Consider the following 21,714-nt stretch of genomic DNA (forward strand, 5'->3'; position numbering starts at 1 on the left):
GCGGAGACGCGACCGGCCCCTCGACCGCTTGGGGACGACATGAGGGCGGCGCACCATACACGGGCCCATCGACCTCTTCACGTCCCGGAGCCCCGCATGCGTCGCATCGCCCCCTACGCCCTCCTGCTACTTGCCTTCGCTCCGGCGGCGGCCCAGAGTCCCGCGCCGGTCCGCGTGGTGGTCGATCGCGCGATCGCGGCCATGGGCGGCGATTCCACGCTCCGGGCCATCCGCAGTGTCCGGATGGAAGTGATGACGCAGTGGATGCGCACGTCGCTGGCCAACCGGCCATTCCTCGACTATCCGTCGTTCGAACGGCACGCCGATCTGCGTGACTACACGACGAAGAGCTGGCGCAACACCCGCTCCCCGCTGGGCGCCGGCATGTCGATAGAGTTCCCCGTGGTCGTGCGCGACAGCATCGCCGTGATGCGTCCCTTCGCACGCCCCGGCACGACGGCACAATGGCAACCGCTCTCCGTGGCGTATGTCGACGATCGCCGACAGCTCTTCGCTTTTTCGCCGGAGCGGCTGGTGTTCACTCTGCGCGAGGACCCGTCGGCCAGATTGCTCGCCGACACGCTGATCGACGGTGCCGCACACGCGCGTGTGGCGGCCACGGTGGATGGGTACCAGTCGGTGACGTTCTTCCGTCGACGCGACGGCTTCCCCGCGATGGTGCGCTTCCTGGCCGACGAGACCAACGACTTCGGGTTGGCGCAGTGGGGACTTCATGAAGTGGAGTTCTGGTACTCGAAATGGTCGGCGATTTCGCGCGAGCCGGGAGTACCATGGTTGCCGCTGCAGCGCGACGTGAACCGCGTGGGAGTGCCGTACAAGCGCATGACGATCCTGAGTCTCGTCGTGAACGCGCCCGCGCCGGCGGATTCATTCGCCATCAGCGACTCGCTGGTGCAGGCCTACCTGAACGGGCCGGCCGCGAAGGCGATGTGGGACCTCAGCGCCGCCGCGGTCGACACGGGCACGAAGCGCAGCCCCGACAGCAACTTCATCACGGCCTTTCCCTCCTGGTTCGGTTCGAACGGCGCCGTGAAGATCGGTGGGCGCTGGATGATGCTGGAGAGCGGTGTGGGCCGCGGTGTGCCGGAGAAGGTCGTCGCGTGGGCCGCACGCACGACGCCCGACACTCCGCTCGGCGGCGTGTTCGCCGCGACACAGGCGAACGGCGGACTGCCGTGGATGTTGGCCCAGCGACACACGGTCGTGGCCTCGCAGGCGCTGCGGCCCTTTCTCCCCGCCATCCTTCACCGGCCGATTCCCGCTGGCGTGACGATGGTGACGGCCGCACGCTGGCTCCGCATCGGCAGCGACTCGGTGTGGGTGGAACCGCTCCCCGGCGGCGAATTCCCCGGCTCGATGGCGATCTACTCCCCGACGCTCCGCTGGCTCTACCATCCCGCCGCAGTATCCCCGGAAGGACGCGCGCATGAAGCGGCCCTCGTCGCACGCCTGGCCGCACGCAATCTGCCGGTCGCGCTGATCGGTGGCTCGGGACGCGGTGTTGCCGTGCCCTATCAGGCGGGGCGGTGAACACGAATCATCGAGTTCGTACGGCCAACGTCTCCGACACTCACGCAACCCGTCCGCCGGCTCGGCTGTCCCAACAGGCCATGACGCAGAAACCGCACTGGAGGAGAGATGTGGCGAGGCATAGTGGCAATCGGTGTCGCGATGACGGCCTTCCTGTCATCACCGGTCCGGGCGCAGCGTAGCGCACCGGAGCTCCAGATCACGTTCGAACGGAACACCGAAGCCGACCGGGCCACAGCTGAACAAATCCACGAGGTGCTCCGGAAGAAGGTACGTGAGATCGCGAGAGCGAACGGATTCATCCTCGAGGGGAAAGGCGACGGTTCACCACGTGTCAGATCACGGGTGGAGGCGATTCCGGTTCCCGACTACTGGGGAGAGGTGAAACCCGGCCCATACCGCGTCGGCTTCACCCAGCGGTGGATCATCGACTCCACGCGTCGACTGCCGCGTCCCGACAAATACCGACTGCGATACCGCCCCGTCCTTCTCAACGTCTGGTATCCCGCGGCAACGGCATCGGCCCGGCAGCCGTTCGTGTATGACGACTACTTCGAAGGCGCCGTGCGCGCCGCACGCGGCAATGGCGCACTCGTTCCGTACGCGCAGGCGATCGTCGGCTATCAGCGAAGTATCGCATGGCACGAACTCGCCGGCACCCCACGGGACTCGACGCCGTCCGATCTGACGGCACGCATCGAGCAACTGTTCCGCAGTCTAACCCATGCGGTCCGCGACGCTCCACGCCGATCCGGCGTGCTGCCCGTCGTGGTCTACACGCAGGGCGCACGTGGCTCCATGGACGACAATGTCGTCCTCTGCGAGTTTCTGTCGAGTCGGGGATACCTGGTGATCGGCAGTGCCTTCCCGGAGGAAGACAACGCGACGTTTCACACCAACTCGACCGACGAATCCCGGCAGCGTGATATCCGCCGTCTGCTGCTCGAGGTGCAACGCACTTTCGGGATGACCGTACAGTCGGTCGCCGTGATCGGGCACAGCGCCGGCGCGCAGGCGATGCACCTGCTCGCGAGCGATCCGAGTGCGCCGGTCGATGCGGTGCTGTCGCTCGACACCACGCAGGACTATTCGATGCTCAGTGACCGCACGTGGCAGTTCCCCCAACGAACGCTCACGGGAAGGGAGTATGTCACGATGCCGTTTCTCTACGTGGCCGGGCCAGGAGCGTTGTTCGAGCTCGCCGATTCTCTCCACCATAGTGCACGCACGTTGCTCACGGTCCCGGGACTCGGCCACAACGAGTTCATCTCACAAGGAGTCATCCGCGGACACCTCTCCGCTGGCCTGGCTCGCGACAACGCGGCCCGTCGCGACACCGTACAACGCCACTATCGTATGTTGGTGGACTACATGGCCTCATGGATCGACGCCACGCGCGAGGTGCGCGCGGTCCTTCCACCCTCTCCGGCTCCCTTGCGTGTGACCCAGGTTCCGGTGGGTGAAAACGCGCCGACGCTCGGCGCCGGCACCATCACCACGGCGCGGGAGCTCCGTCATCTCTTCACGACGGGAGACGCGTCCACGTTCGCGGAGCGGTCGCTGGCAGCGCGCAAAGCGGACGGCGAGGCGTTTCCGCACAGTGCGTTCATGATGTTGCTTGCCGACGCGGTGCGCACGGGGAAAGGGGATCGGGCGCGCACACTGTACTCGGAACTGATCGCACGCGATGCGGGCATGCGGAACATTCTGACGGCCATCGAGAGTCGCGCCAGACTGTTCGAGCGTATCGGTGCCCAACCCGAAGCCACGGAATGGCGAAATATCGCGGCCACACTTGGCGGATCGCGTTGAGGGTACCGGGGAGGCGGCATGACTCACGTGAACATCTTGCGCCCGGACCACGGCGCGGGCGTCGGGCTCCACGGTGCGAAGCAACCAGCGGATGCGGGACCGACTGACCCACGACTATTCTGGCGTCGATCCCGACATTGTCCGGGACGTGTCGCAACACGAGATTCCCGCACTGCGCGACGAGGCGCGTCGCCCCCTGAAGACGAGACAACCACACTGCGGTATGTGATCAGCCGGTGAGCCAACCGGTCGCTCTCGTCGATCCCTGGACGCAGCAGGTGCACGGATGCCACCGACGATCGAACTGGAAACGGACCGCCTCTGCTTGCGTCAGTGGAGACAAACCGATCTTGACCCGTTTGCCGCCCTGAACGGCGACGCGGAGGTCATGGAGTTCTTTTCCGGTCTGCTGTCCCGCGCCGAAAGTGACGCCATGGCGCGACGGTGTCAGACCCTCATCGCGGAGCGGGGGTGGGGTCTCTGGGCAACGGAGCTCAAGGCCACCGGTGAGTTCATCGGTTTTGTGGGCCTGCATGTCCCGTCCGCCGAACTGCCCTTCTCACCCTGCGTCGAGGTGGGATGGCGGCTCGCCCGTGAGTTCTGGGGCAAGGGTTACGCAACGGAAGGTGGCCGCGCGGCCCTGCACGCCGCGTTTCGGCGTCTTGGCGAGAATGAGGTGGTGTCCTTCACGTCGGTGGGCAATATCCGCTCCCGTCGTGTCATGGAACGGCTGGGCATGCGCGCAACCGACGTATTCGATCATCCGGGTATCCCGGAGGGGCACCCGCTGCGGAAACACTGTCTGTATCGGCTATCGGTGGAAGCGCATGACGCCCGCGCGGCGCTCGCGCCGGATGCGTGAACGACGACGCGGGCGCTCCCGAATCTCACCGTCCTCCCGGCCCGCCCGTCCGCACCACCTTCCGCCCCAGCCGCCACGACTCTCCCCCGAACGTCACCACCAGCGCGCTGGCCCGTCCGTCCGCACCAACCAGGAATTGCACCGGCAGCGTCGGCAGCACCGTGAGCCCGGTCGACCACGTGAAGTTGTCGCGATTCACCGGCTCCATCGTGCCGTTCAATCCGCCACGCACGGCCGAGAGCTTGCCATCCTTCTCGGCGACGGTGACTTCACCGAACAGACTGTCGGCAAACGTACCGACGTACGCGGCCAGCGACACGGGCGGCGTGTTCGACACAGGTGCCGGCGCCGCATTGCCGCGTCCGGCTCCCGCACCGCCAGCGCCGCCACCACCACCGGCACCATTCCCACGACCGGTTTGCGCGACCTGCATCGGAACGTTGAGGTGCCGTTCGAGCACGTAGCGCACGACGGCGTCGGGCACGCCGGTATGATCGAGGTTACTGAGCACGACCGCGCCGATCTTCTCCGTGGGCAGCATGCCCATCGCGGCCGTCATGCCCACCGTGTTGCCGCCGTGATTCCAGTAGACACGGTCGCGGAAATCGGCGACGAAGAAGCCCAGTCCGTACGAATTGAGTCGCGCCACACCATCGCCACTGCCTCGACCGCCGCTGGCGATCAGCATCTGTGGCGTGTGAATCTCGCGCAGTGCGTCGGTTGCGATGATCCGCTTCCCATTGAACGTCCCGTCGCCCATCTGGAAGCGGAGATACTGCGCCATGTCGCGCGCCGTCGAATTGATGGAACCGGCGGGCCCGATGTTCTCGAGAATTTCATGCTCCTGCGCGTACGATCCCGAAGGCCCGACCGCATGCGGCGTGGCCACGTTGGACACACGACGGAAGTCCTTCACCACCGGCATGCTGCGTGTCATGCCAAGCGGCGTGAGGATACGCTGCTGGATCAGATCCTCCCACGTGCTGCCTCCCGCCTTCGCGGCCACTTCGCCCGCAACCACGATCATCGGGTTGTTGTATGCGTACGCCGAACGAAAGCTCGTGGCGGGCGGCTGAAAACGCAGACGACGGATGATCTCCGTGCGCGACAACCCCGAGCCCAGCCACATCAGTTCACCACGCGCGAGGCCGGTGCGATGCGAGAGTGCGTCGCGAATGGTGACCTCGGCGCTGGCATACGGATCGTACAACCGGAAATCGGGAAGATGCGTGGTGATCCGGTCATCGAAGCGCAACTTGCCGTCGGTCTGCATGATGCCCACCAACGTCGACGTGAACGTCTTCGTCGTCGATCCGATTTCGAACAGGGTGTTCTCGTCGGTCTTGTCCGGCTTGCCGATCTCCTTCACGCCGTAGGCTTTGACGTAGATCACGGAGTCGTTGCGCACGATGGCGAGCGACAATCCCGGCACCTTCCCGTCGGCCATCGTCTTGGCGACCCAGGCATCAAACCCCGGGTAGGGCTCCTGCTGCGCCCCGGCGATCGATGCCGCGAGCAGCATGGCGCCGAGTGCACAGCCGGCGATCTGAACCTGCGGGCGGACGAATCGAAGCACGGTGGGGATCCTCGCGGCCGGGGCGCGGGGCGGGCCCGCAGGGTATTACATGGAATTGTATACGATAATGTATACCATAGGGAAGCAACAAGGTATGCCTGGGCCCGGCGCCGGCGGGCGGGCGGGGTCGAGCGTCCTTCCGACACTGAGCCCCACTCCGGGACCCCGGCCCGCCAGCGGGTCATCGTTTTCGATTCACACGTCCCGGTCGTGGTTGTTCATCGGGGAAGTGTGTTCATACATTCGAAGAATGACGATGAATCCCCGCATCCGTACCCTGCTGGCCGCTCTCGCGCTCGTTCCACTCTCGGCGTGTCTCGGTGATCCCGCCGAACCCGAAGTGATCATCGATCCACTGGAGTCGGTGATTCTGAATGCGGTGAGCGTCGATGGCCAGGCACTTCCGGCGACCATTCATCTGCAGGGGCAGCCGGAGAGCGAACACCAGCTCACACGGGCCGTTTTCACGCTCAAGGCACCCGATTCATTGCGGGTGATGCTGTTCATGCGACAGTCCTCCATGAACGGGACCACCACAATGCATGTCGACACCCTGCATGCGCACGCGTACACGCAGGGTGAGACATTGATCATCGCGCCGATGGGTGCACATCCCTTCAATCTGGATGAGCGCGTGAACATCGGCAGCGACGGGTCGATCATACTGACGGTGAAACAACTGCCCGGAGCTGCCGGAACCGCTCCACTTCTTGCCGCACCGATGGCTCTGTTGTTCAGGTATTGATCGGTCGGGGAAAACCATCTGCCGGTTTTCCCTCAACCACCGCCCCGCTACCGCACCGCCTGGGGATCCCCCGTCAGCGTGACGCTCATGCGCGACCAGTCGGCGAACCGCCGCGCGCGGGTGAGATCCTCGGCGTTCATCCGCTGAATCCGGGCCAGCAGCGCGGATTGCCAGGCCACGGTGCGGCCGGCCGCGAGATCGGTGCGTAGCGAGCTCTCGATGTCCGCCAGTGTGGAATGATCCAGCAACAATTCCTGACGCATCCCTTCGGCCAACACATCGGGGCTCGGCATCGCGGACACACCATCGGCGAATGCCCGCACGACGGCTTCGGCTTCCTGCAGCGACTCACGCACCCGATCCGACTGGACTTCGGCGGTGATGACGATGCGACTGGAATCCCCTTCCACCACCGCGCGGCTGTTGGCGCCATAGCTCCAGCGCCGTTCGGTGCGAAGACGTGTGTTCAACGCGGTGGTCAGGCGCCGTCGGAAGATTCTGGCCACGATTTCGTCGTCCGCAGTGGCGGTGGGGACACGGAGTTCGAGACGCAGCTCCGTCTGCACACGTCCGGGCGCTTCCACCGCGTGCACGCCCGGCACGAGCGGCTGCGGCAGTGTGGAAGGCGGGGAGAATGGTGACGTCGTCCCGGTCTCATTGCCACCAAGGCGGGCAACCTGCTGCCGGGGCCAGGTGGCGATCGCACGGGCAATGGCCTGCGCCGCCTGTGCCGGTTCGATCGCGCCGGTCACGTAGATGCTCGTACCCCGACGCACACGTGGTGTCGACGCGATCCATCGCCAGAGGCCATCGAGATCATCCACCGCACGTTGCCGCGTGACACTCGCACCGACACCTGACGATGACACCGACGCATCGGCGGAACCGGACGGCGCGGTGACGATGGTGGCCCGCACCAGCGGCAACGCCGACATCTTCGTCACGAGCAGTCGCACGTCGCCGACGATCGTGTCGTGTGTGAGCGCGAGTGTACGAAGCGGTGGCGTACCGAAACGCATGGGGGCATCGGATGCCAGCGTGCCGCTCGCGATGACCGCTGGCTTCGAAGGTGGTGCCGCGAGCGCCAGCTCATATCCCCGACCCACGAGCCACTCGCGTGCGCCATTCATGACATCCGACCGATCGGCGCGATGCAGCCGATCGAGTCGCTGACCGGCAACGGCCGGATCCCCGGCGAAGAACGTGGCTTCGCCCAGTTGTTCGCTGCGGGAGCGCTGAAAGCCCAGGGCATCGAGCAAGCCGAGCATCGTCGCGGTGCCTTCGGCACGTGCCTCGCCGAGTCCGACAGTGTCACCTCGTGCCACGGCCGACAACGCCTGATCGAGCAGACGGCTCGCCGCAACAATGGCACTCCCATCCGCGAGTTCCGCATTGATGGTGAGATCACTGGCGAGCATACCCGGTTCGACTGTCACGCGGGGCGGCTGCCGCAGCAGCGCCTTCGCGTCGCGCCCCCATCGGTCAGCCGCGAGACGCAGCGCAATCTCGGCGTGTTCGAGCGCGGATTCGCCGAGTGGTGGCACGGCAAACCGGCGCGTGAGCCGCGAGGAACCGGAAATGGCGCGCTGCATCTCTCGCCGAAGCGTCGATGTCGCTGGCAGGGCACGCCATTGCCGTGGAGCACCGCTCGCCCGCGCAGGCAGAGCACCGTACCGTGCCGCGATGCGCGCCCGGGTGGAATCGACATCGAATGCGCCCACGACCAGGAGCATCGCATCACCAACCGCGGCATGGGCGTCGGCAAACGCGCGCAGATCCGCGGCCGAGATACTGCGCACCGATTGTTCGGTTTCTCCGAGGAGCCCATAGGGATGCGCATCCCCATAGGTGCCGATCTGCAGACGCCAGTACGGCTGCAGCCCTTCGGTCACCGGCAGCTCACCGCCACGTCCTTCGTTCACCACGATATCGGCGTGCGCGCGCACGACCGAATCGGTGATGGCCTCACTGCGCAACGCGAGACGTGCCGCATGCATGGCCAGCGCCGCATCGAGCGCCGAGGGATCGACCAGCAGGAAGTACCGCGCGTGATCGCGTCGGACCTGCGCGTTGCTGTTCGCCTGCAATGGCGCGGCGCGCCGTCGCCCTTCGGAATCGAGCGGCGCCGCCAGAGCGGCCGAGACGTGTTCGAGCAGATGGGCCGTTCCCCGTTGGCCTTTGGGATCATGGCGCGTGCCCGAGGCAAGCCAGAGCTCCACACTCACGTGAAAGGCCGTGGAATCGGGCGCCAGCACCACGGTGAGTCCGTTGTCGAGACGGTAGGAGGAGACGGCGGAGAGCACGTGTGGTTGCTGCGCGTCTGAGAGAGCGGGCACGGCAACGCTCCATGCCAGCAGAGCGCCAATGCCGAACCGCCGGAGCGGAGGCGGGCCAATGAACGTCATGGCCCATTGGATGGTCGTATGGGCCCAAGGGTTTGATCGTCCATGACGCGACCGCCGCGCGGCGCGTACTTTCTGTCGTATCGGCGATCTCTCCCACCCGCTCCGGAAGATGTCCATGAAAGTTCTCAGCACCCTTGCCTCGATCGTTGCCGGCGGATTTCTCGTCGCACTGCCACTGTCCGCCCAGCAACCGGCAGCGGCGCCACCGGCCATGGTGCTCACCGTGGAAGGCTTCGCCGATGGCGGCGACATCCCCGTGAAATTCAGTCAGGCCGCCCCCGGCGTCGCGCCCGGCGAAGGTCTTTCCCCCGCCATGCGCTGGACGAACGTGCCGGCCGGCACCCAGTCATTCGTGCTGAACATGCGCGACCTCGATGTCGCGCGAAATCGCACCACCGAAGACCAGGCGCATTGGATCGTGTGGAACATCCCCGCCACCGCGACGGGCATGAGCGAGGGGCAGCCCAAGGGTGCCCAGTTGCCCGACGGCAGTTGGCAGCACAGCGCGACCGGTCTGATGTATCGTGGCCCCGGTGCGGGCGCGAACGGGCCTCGGCATCACTACATGTTCGAGATCTATGCCCTCGACGTGAAGCTCAACGTGACACCCGGCGCCGACGCGTTCGAATCGCGCGCGAAGGTCTTCCAAGCAATGCAGGGCCACGTGCTGGGCAAGGCGGTGTACGGCGGTCTGTTCCGTCGACCGGCGCCGTAACGGGGGATTGGTGCGCACCGGCCTGCGCCGGGGTTGCGCTTCCGACCGGTAGACCGGAAGTTCGTGCGGATGACGGCGATGCGCATCGCCTCTCCGCGATCCGTTCGTCGTGTCAGCCGCCTGCGCGCACCCCCTCCCCGAGCAATGGAGAACATTCGATGCACATCTTCCTGAGTGGACACGGTGGCTGGACACCCAGCTCCGGTTTCACGAAGATGCCGGCCCGATGCTCACTGCATTTCTACACACATTTCGCCAAGCTGCTCATGACCGACATGGAGACAAAAATCCTTGCCGGGTCATGGCGGACCGTCGAGCGAAGTCATGGCCAGTACATGACGGCACCCAACATGACCTTGTACGGACAACCGGCCGCGTGGACGCAGCGCGCGGAAAAGGCTCTCGACCATGGCGTCTGGGGTGCGGACGCCACGATCCTCGCGCTACCCGACGAAGACGATCAAGCCACTCTCTCCGAATTGTTCGAAGAGATGATCAAGGCGGGGCCGCTCGAGGAGGATGTGCACTTCCATTGGTTGTGCTGCAGCCACGTCGATCTCAAGCCGGCGGGTGGTGCCGACGTCGGGTTCAACGCGAGCGACTTCGTGCACAATTCGGGCTATCAGGGCCTGTCCGGACGCTATCGCAATGAAAATCAGCGAGGTGTTTTCAAACCGATCATCGGAGAACTGAAGCGGAAGGGGCTTCGCTGAAGATCGCGCGATGCACATCGATGGCAGTCGCCATCTTCGCAGAACGGCCTCCGCGGACATTCCACGGAGGCCGTTCTGCGAGATCATGTCACGACGACTGCTCGTGATTACATCACTTCCACCGCGACGTGATCGCCGGTCTTGAGCTTGAGCACCTGCGTGCTCAGTCCCATGTCACCTGCGGGACGCAGCAGCACGCGCAGACCATCCGTGTTGCCCAGCATGTTCGCCGGCAGACGCAGCGTGGTCAGGCCATTCGCGGTCGCTTCACCGATCTTCACCGAGAACGTGCCCTGCTCCGCATACACCGTCATCGCCTTGTTGCGACGATTGTCGATGGTGACCGTGGCATTGGCGCGCTCCTCACGCGTGAGCGGCACGGCAATGCTGTCGCTCCACGCCACGCCACCACTGGGCGGCACCAGCAGACCCAGCTGCGATGTCGTATTCACCGGCAGGGCCTGCGCCACGAGATCGGGGCCGTTGCCCGGCGTACGGGCGTAGAAGTACAACGATTCCTGACCGCGCACCGCAGCGGCCGGAATGGACAGCGTGCCCACCGTGCCGGCCTTCACCACACCGAGCTTGCGGTCGGTGCCACGGGTCTGCACGAACACCGTCACCGGAACATCCCGGTCGTTCTGCACGGTGAGCACGTTCTTGGTTTCACCCACCACGCGTGCCGCCGGAAGGCGCGTCGGGGGCTGATTGGTCTGGGCACCAAGGGTCGCGGCGCCGAGGGAAAGCGTTGCCAGCCCGATGGCCAGCTTTGTCATATTCCGCATCTTCAGGTCCTCCCTGAGAGTCTGAGCAGGGCACCGCAGCGTGCCGCTGTAATTGATGTACGAACGGCCGGTGACCCCCTGTTGTAGGGGAATCACGGTATTTCCCGGGAAATTCCCTGAGACCGATCCCGGCCTCCGGCCGGAGGGGCTATGCTACGCCATGACTTCGCCTCTCTCCTCCCCGAAGCTGTACCAGCTCGTCGGTCCCGACGGCACGCGGTACAGCAGCCCCGAAAAAGGCACGCTCGGCGGCTATCGCAAGGAACGCCGCTATGGCCGCCTCGACTGCAAGGCCGCCCGTCGGGCCCTCGCCACCGGCCGCGGCTATGAACAGCAGCGCGTGTTTTTTGCCGACGAAGCCACGGCCATCGCCGCCGGCTATCGTCCATGCGCGGTCTGCATGCCCGAGGAATACAAGGCATGGAAGGCCAGGCAATGAGCACCTCGTATACCCCGATGATCATCGCCCAGGTCCACATTCAGGTGCTCCCCGGGCACGTGGACGCCTTCCTGGCCGCCACACTCGACAATGCCCGCCACAGCGTGCAGGAGCCGGGCGTGATCCGGTTCGACGTGGTCCGACAGGCCGATGACCCGACCCGTTTTTCGCTCATCGAGATCTATCGGGACGCGCAGGCGCCGATCGCCCACAAGGAGACGGCACATTACGCACGCTGGCGCGACACGGTCGCGTCGATGATGGCCAGCCCGAGAACCAGTGTGCGGTATGAAGCGGTGTTCCCCGCGCCGCCGCAGTGGGAGATGCCGGGCGGCGCGGATGCGGCACTCGAGGGGTGACCTCGGGTCGTCCCACGGGCTCGTCCAGGTCATCGCCTCATCGTTCACGAAATTTTCAGCGAGATCGTCCGCGATGTCGAAATCGGCGCATCGACTCCGACTGAGGGGTGAAGCGCCAACCGTGGCGCCCTTTCCCACTCTTCAGGAGATCCACCATGCGCTACATGCTGATGATGCACGCCCCCCGCGGTACCGGTGACTGGGCCGTGATGAACTGGGCTCCAGAGGATTTCCGGGCCCACATCCAATTCATGATGCGATTGAATGAAGACCTCAAACAGTCGGGCGAACTCGTGAGCGCCCAGGGGCTGGCCATGCCCGCCGAAGCGCGCGTCGTACGCGCCGGGGCTGCGGGCGAACCCGTCGTGACCGATGGCCCGTTCGCCGAGGCGAAGGAGTTCCTGGCGGGCTACTGGATCGTGGATGTCGAGAAGACCGAACGAGCGTATGCCATCGCCGCCAAAGCGTCGTCGGCACCCGGCAAGGGAGGTGTGCCGCTCGACATGGCCATCGAGGTGCGTCAGGTCATGAGCGTGCCCCCGGTGGATGGCTGACGGCCCCACGCCAATGACGGCCATCGAGCACCTGCTGCGCGATCTCGCGCCGCAGGTGCTCGCGGTGCTCGCCCGTCGACACGGGGATTTTGCCGACGCCGAGGACGCCGTTCAGGAAGCGCTCATCGCGGCCGCCGAGCAATGGGCGGCAAGCGGGGTGCCGGCAAATCCGTCGGGGTGGTTGTATCACGTGGCCACACGGCGGTACACCGATCGTTTGCGCAGCGAGATCGCCCGACAGCAACGTGAACACGACACGGCGGTCCTGTGGGCGGAAAACGCGTTCATACCACCTCCCGATGTGGAGGTCGTTCCGACCACCGATGACACACTCACCCTGCTGTTGATGTGCTGTCATCCCGTGCTCACCACGGCATCGGCGGCGGCCCTGACATTGCGTGCCGTCGGTGGTCTCACCACGACCGAGATCGCCCGTGCGTATCTCGTGCCCTCGGCCACGATGGGGCAACGCATCAGTCGCGCGAAACACGCCATCCGGCAATCCCGGGTGCCGTTCGCCATGCCGACGCTTTCCGACCTGCCGCGCGCACTCGTCAGCACGATGCAGGCGTTGTATCTGCTGTTCAATGAAGGACACACCGCATCGTCGGGTGACGCCCTGCTGCGCATCGATCTGTCGGCGGAGGCCATCCGTCTCACGCGCCTGCTGCACGCGCTCGTTCCCTCGCACGGTGAGGTGGCGGGGCTGCTGGCGCTCATGCTGCTGACCCATGCACGCCGTGACGCCCGCACGGGTCCGCATGGCGAACTCATTCCGCTGGACGAGCAGGACCGCACCCGCTGGAACCGCACCGATATCGCGGAGGGCATCCGACTGGTGGAGCAGGCTCTCACCTCGGATGCTGCCGGTCCCTACGGCATTCAGGCGGCGATTGCCGCGCTGCATGCCGAAGCACCGGACACCGCCACGACCGACTGGGCGCAGATCCTGGCGCTCTACACCGTGCTCGAACACATGACCGGCAACCCGATGGTCTCGCTCAATCGCACCATCGCCGTGGCCATGGTGGACGGGCCGCACGCCGCGCTCTCGTTGCTCGATACCGTGGCGCAGAACGCACAGCTCGCCGACCATCACCGGGTGGATGCGGTGCGTGCCCACTTTCACGACATGATGGGCAACCATGAACGGGCCGCCCATCACTATCGTCTCGCCGCCGAGCGCACGACCAGTCTGCCGGAACGCCATCATCTCATCGCGAAAGCACAGCGCGCCAGACATCGCGTGGACGCTGCACAACCGATGGAGTGAGGTTTGGAGGAAATTTCGAGTGAATTTCGAGTGAATCAGCGCATCGACGGAACGAACGGCGAATAGCCCACGCCGTCGGAGCCGGCTCCCACCGTGAGCGTCTTCACGATTTCGCCGCGGGCGAGATCCACGACCACCACACGGGCCACCGCCTTGAGCGTGACGAATCCGTACGCGCCATCCCGGGAGACGGTCACCCCCTGGGGTGATGCGGGGCGCGGCGCCGCGTCCGCCGCACCGCCGGCCGGAACCTGCGCCGGTACGGCGATGGTCTTTCTGATGCGATGGGTGGCCACGTCGACGATGTGGATCTGCTCACTGCCCGGGTCGGAGATGACCGCGGTGCGATTGTCGGGCGTGATGCCCACACGATAGGCCATCCCGAAGCCCTCCATGCGCTGGGTGATCGCGCCGGTGGCCGCGTCGAGCGCATACACGAGATGCGATTCGTTGCCGCCCACCCAGACTTCCTTCCCGTTGGGCATGACGGCAATGCCTTCGATCCGCGCCCCCACCGGCCACGTACCGGTCACCCGGCGGCTCTGCACATCGATGGCGCTCACACTCATGGCCGCGATGTTCGTGGTGTAGGCGTGGGCGCCGTCAGCGGTGAGACTCACCATATGCGTGGTGGCCTGTCCGGTGCTCATCGACGAATCGATGGCCTGGGTGTCGAGATTCACCACCAGCACCCGCTGCGCCCGTTCGCCGGTCACCAGCAACTGCTTGCCGTCCGGCAGATAGGCCAATCCGTGCGGCCGCTGATTGCCCGCTCCCAACTCCACATACCGAGGCTCAGCCGTCGGCTTCGTCAGATCGAACACCGCCAGCGAACTGCCCACGCTATTGCGGTTGCCATAGATGGCCACCACGGCCTGCCGACCGTCGGGAGAAATGGCCACTTCGTGCGGTCCCTCGCGGACGGGAACGGTGGCCAGAGTCTTCGCGCTCGCCACATCCACGATGGTCACCGAATGGGCGTCCATGTTGGAGGCGACAATGGTGCCGCGCGGTTGTGCGGAGACGATCGTGGCGGAAGAGATGGCGGCGCTGAACAGCACCGACGCCATCGCTGGAACAGATCGGAAGGCCATGGGCAAACGAGGGGCGGGGGGCAGGCAGGACAGAGGCCATGCGCGTCGAACGAGGAGCGGGAGACGCACCGGCAATACACACGTGGAAGGGAGGAATTCGTCCCACAATGATCTGCCTGGGCGGGTAGGCAGCAAGCACCGCGTGACGAATGGCGCTGCAGACGCGCCTTCACGCGTGCCAGGATCCCGAGGGGTATCCGGAGGCGGTACATGCTGTACCGCCTGTACCGCGTCAGTCCATCTCGCCGGCAGACGTGAAGCAGGCGGCAAGCCCTGCGTGACAAGTGGCGCCACACACGCGACTTTACGCAGGCCGGCACTCCACAGGCACGGCCGGATGCAGAGCCCAGGCTCTCCGCGGCCCTCCGCTACTTCCCCTGCTTTTCCCAATGATCCGCTCCGTCGCAGCTACCGTTGCCACACGCGCCGCCAGACGCGCCGCCGCGCGCGCCACCACCGCGGCCGCCTCTGCAGCCCTGGGCGCCTCTCTGCTGCTGGCGCCCGCCGCCGGTGCCCAGCACACCTTCGCCGACCCGGGCGCCACCTTCGATCCCAAGGTGCCCACACCCCAGGCCATCCTGGGGTACGAACTGGGCAGCCGGTTCACCTCGCACCGGCAGATGATGCGCTACGTCGAGCGCATCGCCGCCGCGAGCAAGCGCGTGAAGGTGGACACCGTCGCGCATTCGTTCGAAGGACGCGAGATGCTGCTCATCGCCGTCTCCAGCGAAGCCAATCTCGCACGGCTCACCGAGATCAAGCGTGACGCCCAGCGCATCGCCGACCCGCGCGGCGCGGCGGCCGGTGACGTGGACGCCGCCATCCGGCGCACCCCGGCGATCGTGTGGCTCGCACATTCGGTGCACGGTGGTGAAGCGTCGGGGGTGGAAGCCGGACTGGGGCTGCTCTACCAGCTCGCCGCCGGCACCGACGCCGATACCCGTCTCGCACTCGACAGCACCATCGTCCTGATCGATCCGAATCAGAATCCCGACGGCCGCGAACGGCACACCCACGATGTCGAGCGCATGTGGAGCCCGATGGGCGTCCCGGCCGATCCCGGTGCGATGAACAACGCGGGCTCGTGGCCCGGTCCGCGCACGTCGCACTACTACTTCGATCTCAATCGCGACTGGTACACGCAGTCGCATCCGGAATCGCGCGGACGCGTGCAGCAGTTCCTCGCCTGGATGCCGCATGTGGCGGTGGACCTGCACGAACAGGGGTCGAGCTCGTCGTTCTACTTCGCCCCGCCGCGCGAGCCCGACAACCAGAACAATCCCAAGCACCTGACCAAGTGGTTCGACATCTTCGCGGCGGCGCATGGCGCGGCGTTCGATACGCACGGCTGGTCGTATTTCCGTCGTGAAGGCTACGACTCGTTCTATCCGGGTTACGGTGAAGGCTGGCCCATGCTCACCGGTTCCATCGGCATGCTGTTCGAGAGCGCCGGGAGTTCAGGCGGTGCGGTCCGGCGCAACGATGGCACCCTGCGCACGCTGAAGCAGGCGGCGTGGGAGCATTTCACCGCCGAGTGGACGACGGTGCGTACGTCGGGCCGTCGTCGCACGGAATTGCTGCGCGACTACGCGACCGCGCGCGCAAATGCCATCACCATCCACGCCAAGGGTCCGATGCGTGGTGTGGTCTTCGCCCGCGACGTCGAGGGCCGCGCCGATTCCCTGGCCACCAAGCTGCGCGAGAACGGTATCGAAGTGCAGATGGTGCGCGGCTCCACCACGCTGCCGTCGGCCACGTCGTATTTCAACGGCACCACCGGTGCCGTGACGCTCAAGGATGGCGGCTATGTGGTGGACTTCTCACAGCCGCAGGGCCATCTGGCCAAGGCGCTGCTCGAACCCGATGCCGCGCTCGACTCGGCCTTCCTCAAGTTCGAACTCGAATTGCGCCGCACGGGCCAACGCAATCGTTTCTACGACATGACGGCGTGGTCGCTTCCGCTGGTGTGGCGCGTGGATGCGTGGACCGTGCCCGCCATGCCGGCCGGTCTCGTGCCCGCGGTGGTGCCCACCACCGCGTCCGCGCCTCTGGCCCGCTCCTCGTACGGGTATGCGTTCGCGCCCGGCAGTGAGGCGAGCATCCGTCTGTTGGCATCGCTGCTCAACGATTCCATCAAGGTCTGGTACGCACCCAACAGCTTCACATCGCGCGGCAACAAGTTCCCCAACGGCGCGTTCGTGGTGCGGGTGCAGTTCAACCGGCCCGAGGTGCACGACATCGTGAGCCGTCGCATGGCCGAAGCGCATGCCACGGTGATTCCGGTGCCATCGGCCGGTGTGGAAGAAGGCACCGATCTGGGCAGTAATTCGGTGATTCCGGTGCAACGCCCCACGGTGGCCCTGCTGGGTGGCTCGCCGGTGAACGGGACGTCGTTCGGCTTCAGTTGGTACGCGATGGATCAGCGTATCGGTTATCCCTCCACCATCATCGACGCCAACTTCGTGAGCGGTGGTGATCTCGCGCAGTTCACCACCATCATCGTGCCGTCGGTGCAGGCCGGCGCGCTCGATCGTGTGCTCGGTGACGGGGGACGTCAGCGCCTGGTGGACTGGGTGCGCAGCGGTGGCACACTGGTCGCACTCGATGGCGCGAGCGCATGGCTGGCGCAGGAACGTGTGGGACTGGTGCGCACCCGCGTGCGTCGCGACTCGGCGCGCGCCGACAGTACCGGTGGCGCGCCGCTGCCGGCCGGTCTGCCGGGTGTGCTTGCCCGTGCGTCCATCGACACGCTGTCGCCCCTCATGGCCGGTGTCACCAACAAGGAGATCGCGGTGTTCGCGAACGGCGACCGGGTCTTCACGGTACCACGCGATCTCCGGGCCGGTGAAGCCATCGTGCGTTTCGCCGCCGCGCCGCGTGTACGTATCGCCGGCTTCTTCTGGCCCGAGATGCCGGCGCGCATTGCCGGCTCTCCGTATCTATGGACCGAACGCGCAGGCCGGGGTCGCGTGATCCTCTTCGCGCACGACCCGGTGTACCGCGATCAGTTGCGTGGCACTCTGCCGCTCTTTGCCAACGCGGTCTTGCTCGGCAACAGTTTCTGAGATAGAGCGGGGACAGCGGGGGAACGCAGATACAACAGATTGAAACAACAAACGCGCAGATACTGCACGCCTCGACAGTATCTGCGCGTTTGTTGTTCAAATCAGTTGGTGATCTGCGTTCCCCTGCTGTGGTGCGGCTACAGCGACGCTTTGTATGCCGCCGCGAACCGGGCAGCATCGGTAGCACGCAGTCCGCAGATGCCCACCCGCAGTCCTTCGGGCATGGGGACCACGAAGACGTCGCGCTCCTGCAGACGTTCACACACCACGGTGGGATCGGGAGCCGCGGCGAGTGTGACGAAGAAGCCACCATCCCACGCCGCGCCCGGCAGTCCTTCGGCGCGCAACGCCGCGTCCAACGCTTCGGCGCGTTCGGTGAGCACAGCGCGCCAATGGGCGTGTTCGTCGGCCAGACGGGCCACGGCGGCGGCATCCTTGCCGAACCGCGTGAGCACACTCATGGGCGCGCGTGCGCAATTGCTCCACGTGCCCCGGCAGCTCGTCACCAGCGCCGCCTGCAACGTCTTGTCGGACGTCCACGGAAACACCAGGGCGCCGGCGCGTGAACCGTACAGCGTGAAGGCCTTGCTGAGACTGAGGCTCGCGCCCACCAGCACCGAACCCTCGGCGGCAAAGGCCGCGTAGTCGTCGAGCGCTTCGGTGACCGACTGCGGATCGCGCGCATAGTCGAGATAGGCCAGATCGAGCAACAACGTGACCGGCCCCTGCGAGGCGATGTCACGCAGCACCGACAGCAGCGTGGCACGATCCTCCCGCGAAAGACTGCGACCCGTGGGATTGTGGCAGGGATCGTTGAGCCACAGCAGCAGACGACCCTGCTCGTCGAGCACGTCGCGCATGGCCTGTTCCCAGGCGCCCACATCCAGCGACTCGCCGGGCGCCGGATACGGCACGGTGGCGAGTCTGACACCACCTTCGATAGCGATCGTGGCGTACGGACCCCAATACGGAGCCGCCGTGACCAACGTCTGTCCGCGCTCGAGGAAATTGCGCAACGTCAGGGCGAGGGCACCCGATCCTCCCGGTGTGGCCACCCCCACGCCCACACTGGTGAGCGCGGGCCAGTGACGTTGCGTGAGCGCCAGCAGAAAGGCCGGGTCACCGCCGATGGGCGCGTACGGCGCGATCTCCATGGGCGTGAGCTGACGCCACTGCTCCATCACGCTTTCCAGCACGACCAGTTTGCCCGCATCGTCGAGCAGCGCACCCACGGTGGCGTTGATGACACTCGCTCCGCTGGCGGCACGTCGCTGCGCCGCCGCGTTGAGCGTGAAGATCAGATCGTCGCCGGCAAAGTCACGACGCGAAGGCAGCAGATGAGGAAGCATCCTTCAAAGATAGCGCAAACAGCGTGATCCCTGTCCTGATCCCGCGCTGATCTCCCTATCCTGATCCTGTCCTGATTCCACCCTGATTCGGCCCGGATCTCCACCCGCCTACCACGCCTGTCCGAAGCTCACCAGCAGCTTCCAGGGCGCCGCATGGTCCACCGGTCGTGTCCCGCCCACGAAGATCCCGCCACCGAAGAAGCGGGCGCCGGCCGTCACGCTGGCCCGGATGCGCTCCGTGGGACGTGACACCGGGGCCCAGGCTGCCAGCAGTGTGGGATCGGTGATGGCCAGCCGATCGATGGCCGACATGGCCGCCGCGGTGGGCGCATCGCTCCACCCGCTCTGCACGCCCACGCTGAGCCCCGGTGCCAGCGCCGGAAACCACAGGCGTCGTCCCAGGCGAATGGGGGAACGGAAAAACGGCGAGGTGTAGAGCAGCCCCGCGCGTGCCACCGCGGCGCGTGAGCCGGCAAACTCCTTGTCTTCGTAACCCGGCAGATTCTGGTAGCGCCCCAGTTCGAAGAGCTGCTGCGCCGGAATGCGCGCACCGGATACCTGCCCCACATCCGCCCGTCCCACCGCAACGAACGGCCCGATGGGACGACGTCCACTCACCCGCGCCTCCACCCGCTGCCAGGACAGCGTGCCGTCCCCACGTTCATAGCTGAATCGCGCGCCGATACCCGGTGCGATGAATTCGGCGGCCACATCGGGATGCCATTCGACGAGCAGGGCGCTGCGCACATAGCTCCCCGCGTCCACGCCACGATTGGGCCGATACGGATCGCCGCCGATGGGACTGCGCACATACTGCGATGGGCGATACCGATCGTCGCCCACGCCCACTTCGGTGCGGATGATCGCCCGCCGCGCACCGATCGTGCGCACCACACCCAGCGCGGCGCTGGAACGCGACACATAGTCGTAGGGATCGAGCGATCCGAAAAATGCGCCGAAGCTGTCTCCCGAATCGAAGGGCACGCGGAAGTCATTCGTGTTGTCGAGCGAACGACCACCCCGCGCTTCCAGTGTCCATGGACCGCGGGTCCGCGTTGCCTGCAGCCGACCGCGCACGGTCTGCTCCGCCCACGCATAGCCGGCGTTGGCGCGCACCACCACACCGGGCGCCCGATCACGCAGCGTCCACTTCACGCCTGCGCCGGTGTAGAGGCCTTCCACCCGATTGAAGTGCATCACATCGGACGCGCGCGGGGCGGCCAGATCGAAACGCGGGGCACCGTTGGTCCGCCAACGATCGGGAGCGACATCGTCGAAATCGTCGGTGTGCAGCCCGGTGGACAACTCGCCGATCGACGCACGCCAGGCGTCGAAACGCTCCAGTGAGTCGGCGGGTGCGTACGACAACCGGCGAGGTGCCACGAGTCGCAGCGAATCGGCCGCCGCGAGCGTGGCCGCACTCAGCACGGTGTCGTTGACTTCCATGTCGCTGAAACGCGACACGATGCGGATGACGGCCCGTCCATCGCCGATGAACGGCAGCATGGCCTGCAATTCGATGCGCTGCCGTGCCGGCAACCAGTACGCACCTAGACGCTCGGCGTTTTCGTATTCCACGAACGCCACGGCGTCACCGAACGTGGACCGGAGACCACGTCGTTGTCCATTGCGACGCACGAAGTGTCCGCGCATGCGCACCAGCGTTCCGCGCGAGGCATCGAGGGCGATCTCCCCGTCGAACAGCACCACGTCGCGCCGGAGATCCTCACGAGGCTGCACGCGCACCTGCACGATGGGAATCACCCGATCGCCGGCCCGCATCGTCACCACGGTGTCGCCGCCGGTGAAGCGGTAGTACTGCTCACGATCGGTGGCGAGCGGATGAATGGCGGGCAGCGTGTCGGAACCGTCTCCCCGTCCTACACGCGCGTTGCCTCGTGCACTGGCCGGTGCGTTGCTGGCCTGCGAACGCACACGCAACCGGTTGCCATAGAGATTGGGGTTGAGCCAACCCGACTGCAGCAGCGTCAGCATGGACATGTTCACGCCGAGCTGCTGCATGCGGTATCCCGTGACCCGCTGTTCGTATCCGCCGGCGCGATTCCAGCGCAGGGCGCTCGCCACCTGTTCGATGGCGCCCACCACCTCGGTCCCTTCCTCCCGGCGCAGCAACATCGAGATCTCCGTTTCGACCTGCGCGCGATAGGAGATCAGACTGTCCGGCAACCGATTGCGCGTGCTCGCATCTGTCAGCAGTTGCCCGAGCGGCACGGTGACGGCTTGCGCCTGCAATGCGGTTGATGGCTGTCGACTCATCGGCAACAGTGACACCGCCGCCAACGCGGTCAGCGCAGAAGCCGCGATGCGGACGGTGGGCCGCACGGTGTTGTGGACGGCTCGGCGAATGACACGCGGCGTCTGAAGCGGGATCGAACGAAGCATGTCGTTTCCTACGC

17 protein-coding genes are annotated in these 21,714 nt (G+C 65.9%); 11 read left to right on the top strand and 6 right to left on the bottom strand.

From position 1 onward, the window contains the following. Positions 1-96 precede the first annotated feature (96 nt). The 3 genes from WG208_RS04835 to WG208_RS04845 all read left to right on the top strand — a co-directional run bounded on the left by WG208_RS04835 (position 97) and on the right by WG208_RS04845 (position 4,225). The gene (locus WG208_RS04835) at positions 97-1,551 is read left to right on the top strand and encodes a hypothetical protein (RefSeq protein WP_337170203.1); all 1,455 of its coding nucleotides are present in this window, start codon (positions 97-99) and stop codon (positions 1,549-1,551) included. 141 nt (positions 1,552-1,692) lie between these two features. Then, entirely contained in the window at positions 1,693-3,363 is a 1,671-nt protein-coding gene (locus WG208_RS04840) for a hypothetical protein (RefSeq protein ID WP_337170204.1), read from the top strand. Between the two features lie 286 nt (positions 3,364-3,649). Beyond that, on the top strand, positions 3,650-4,225 hold the full coding sequence (locus WG208_RS04845; RefSeq protein WP_337170205.1) for a GNAT family N-acetyltransferase: 576 nt from the start codon (positions 3,650-3,652) through the stop codon (positions 4,223-4,225). A 25-nt stretch (positions 4,226-4,250) separates the two neighbouring features. Here the strand turns inward: WG208_RS04845 and WG208_RS04850 are convergent, their stop codons facing one another. After that, positions 4,251-5,801, bottom strand: a complete 1,551-nt coding sequence (locus tag WG208_RS04850; protein WP_337170206.1) for a serine hydrolase — start codon at positions 5,799-5,801, stop codon at positions 4,251-4,253. A 256-nt stretch (positions 5,802-6,057) separates the two neighbouring features. On the opposite strand from WG208_RS04850, the gene WG208_RS04855 reads away from it, so the two are divergent. After that, a complete protein-coding gene (locus WG208_RS04855) occupies positions 6,058-6,546 on the top strand; it encodes a hypothetical protein (protein ID WP_337170207.1) in 489 nt (162 codons plus the stop codon). A 47-nt stretch (positions 6,547-6,593) separates the two neighbouring features. Here WG208_RS04855 and WG208_RS04860 read toward each other — a convergent pair whose 3' ends face one another. Continuing rightward, positions 6,594-8,882 (bottom strand): insulinase family protein, encoded by a 2,289-nt coding sequence (locus WG208_RS04860; protein ID WP_337170208.1) that lies wholly within the window; start codon positions 8,880-8,882, stop codon positions 6,594-6,596. Between the two features lie 184 nt (positions 8,883-9,066). On the opposite strand from WG208_RS04860, the gene WG208_RS04865 reads away from it, so the two are divergent. Both WG208_RS04865 and WG208_RS04870 read left to right on the top strand, forming a co-directional pair. Further along, a complete protein-coding gene (locus WG208_RS04865) occupies positions 9,067-9,666 on the top strand; it encodes a YbhB/YbcL family Raf kinase inhibitor-like protein (RefSeq protein ID WP_337170209.1) in 600 nt (199 codons plus the stop codon). 158 nt (positions 9,667-9,824) lie between these two features. Then, the gene (locus tag WG208_RS04870) at positions 9,825-10,379 is read left to right on the top strand and encodes a putative adhesin (RefSeq protein WP_337170210.1); all 555 of its coding nucleotides are present in this window, start codon (positions 9,825-9,827) and stop codon (positions 10,377-10,379) included. A 107-nt stretch (positions 10,380-10,486) separates the two neighbouring features. On the opposite strand, the gene WG208_RS04875 is transcribed toward WG208_RS04870, so the two are convergent. After that, the gene (locus WG208_RS04875) at positions 10,487-11,164 is read right to left on the bottom strand and encodes a hypothetical protein (protein WP_337170211.1); all 678 of its coding nucleotides are present in this window, start codon (positions 11,162-11,164) and stop codon (positions 10,487-10,489) included. Positions 11,165-11,324: 160 nt separating this feature from the next. On the opposite strand from WG208_RS04875, the gene WG208_RS04880 reads away from it, so the two are divergent. The 4 genes from WG208_RS04880 to WG208_RS04895 all read left to right on the top strand — a co-directional run bounded on the left by WG208_RS04880 (position 11,325) and on the right by WG208_RS04895 (position 13,789). Beyond that, positions 11,325-11,603: an Ada metal-binding domain-containing protein gene (locus WG208_RS04880; RefSeq protein ID WP_337170212.1), complete on the top strand. Its 279-nt coding sequence runs from the start codon at positions 11,325-11,327 to the stop codon at positions 11,601-11,603. Further along, complete coding sequence (locus WG208_RS04885) at positions 11,600-11,962, top strand: putative quinol monooxygenase (RefSeq protein WP_337170213.1); 363 nt, start codon at positions 11,600-11,602, stop codon at positions 11,960-11,962. Before WG208_RS04880 ends, WG208_RS04885 begins: the two co-directional genes overlap by 4 nt. Before the next feature lie 155 nt (positions 11,963-12,117). Then, on the top strand, positions 12,118-12,516 hold the full coding sequence (locus tag WG208_RS04890; RefSeq protein WP_337170214.1) for a YciI family protein: 399 nt from the start codon (positions 12,118-12,120) through the stop codon (positions 12,514-12,516). After that, on the top strand, positions 12,509-13,789 hold the full coding sequence (locus WG208_RS04895; RefSeq protein WP_337170215.1) for a DUF6596 domain-containing protein: 1,281 nt from the start codon (positions 12,509-12,511) through the stop codon (positions 13,787-13,789). The genes WG208_RS04890 and WG208_RS04895 overlap by 8 nt, the downstream gene beginning before the upstream one ends. A gap of 35 nt (positions 13,790-13,824) precedes the next feature. Here the strand turns inward: WG208_RS04895 and WG208_RS04900 are convergent, their stop codons facing one another. Further along, entirely contained in the window at positions 13,825-14,859 is a 1,035-nt protein-coding gene (locus WG208_RS04900; protein WP_337170216.1) for a YncE family protein, read from the bottom strand. Between the two features lie 413 nt (positions 14,860-15,272). Between WG208_RS04900 and WG208_RS04905 the strand changes: the two genes are divergently transcribed. Further along, entirely contained in the window at positions 15,273-17,948 is a 2,676-nt protein-coding gene (locus WG208_RS04905) for a M14 family zinc carboxypeptidase (protein ID WP_337170217.1), read from the top strand. 137 nt (positions 17,949-18,085) lie between these two features. Here the strand turns inward: WG208_RS04905 and WG208_RS04910 are convergent, their stop codons facing one another. Together WG208_RS04910 and WG208_RS04915 are read right to left on the bottom strand one after the other, a co-directional pair. Continuing rightward, on the bottom strand, positions 18,086-19,297 hold the full coding sequence (locus tag WG208_RS04910; protein ID WP_337170218.1) for an aminotransferase class I/II-fold pyridoxal phosphate-dependent enzyme: 1,212 nt from the start codon (positions 19,295-19,297) through the stop codon (positions 18,086-18,088). A gap of 108 nt (positions 19,298-19,405) precedes the next feature. Next, positions 19,406-21,700, bottom strand: a complete 2,295-nt coding sequence (locus tag WG208_RS04915) for a hypothetical protein (protein WP_337170219.1) — start codon at positions 21,698-21,700, stop codon at positions 19,406-19,408. Positions 21,701-21,714: the final 14 nt, after the last annotated feature.

Origin of the sequence: Gemmatimonas aurantiaca (assembly GCF_037190085.1) — a bacterium.
Taxonomy (GTDB): domain Bacteria; phylum Gemmatimonadota; class Gemmatimonadetes; order Gemmatimonadales; family Gemmatimonadaceae; genus Gemmatimonas; species Gemmatimonas aurantiaca_A.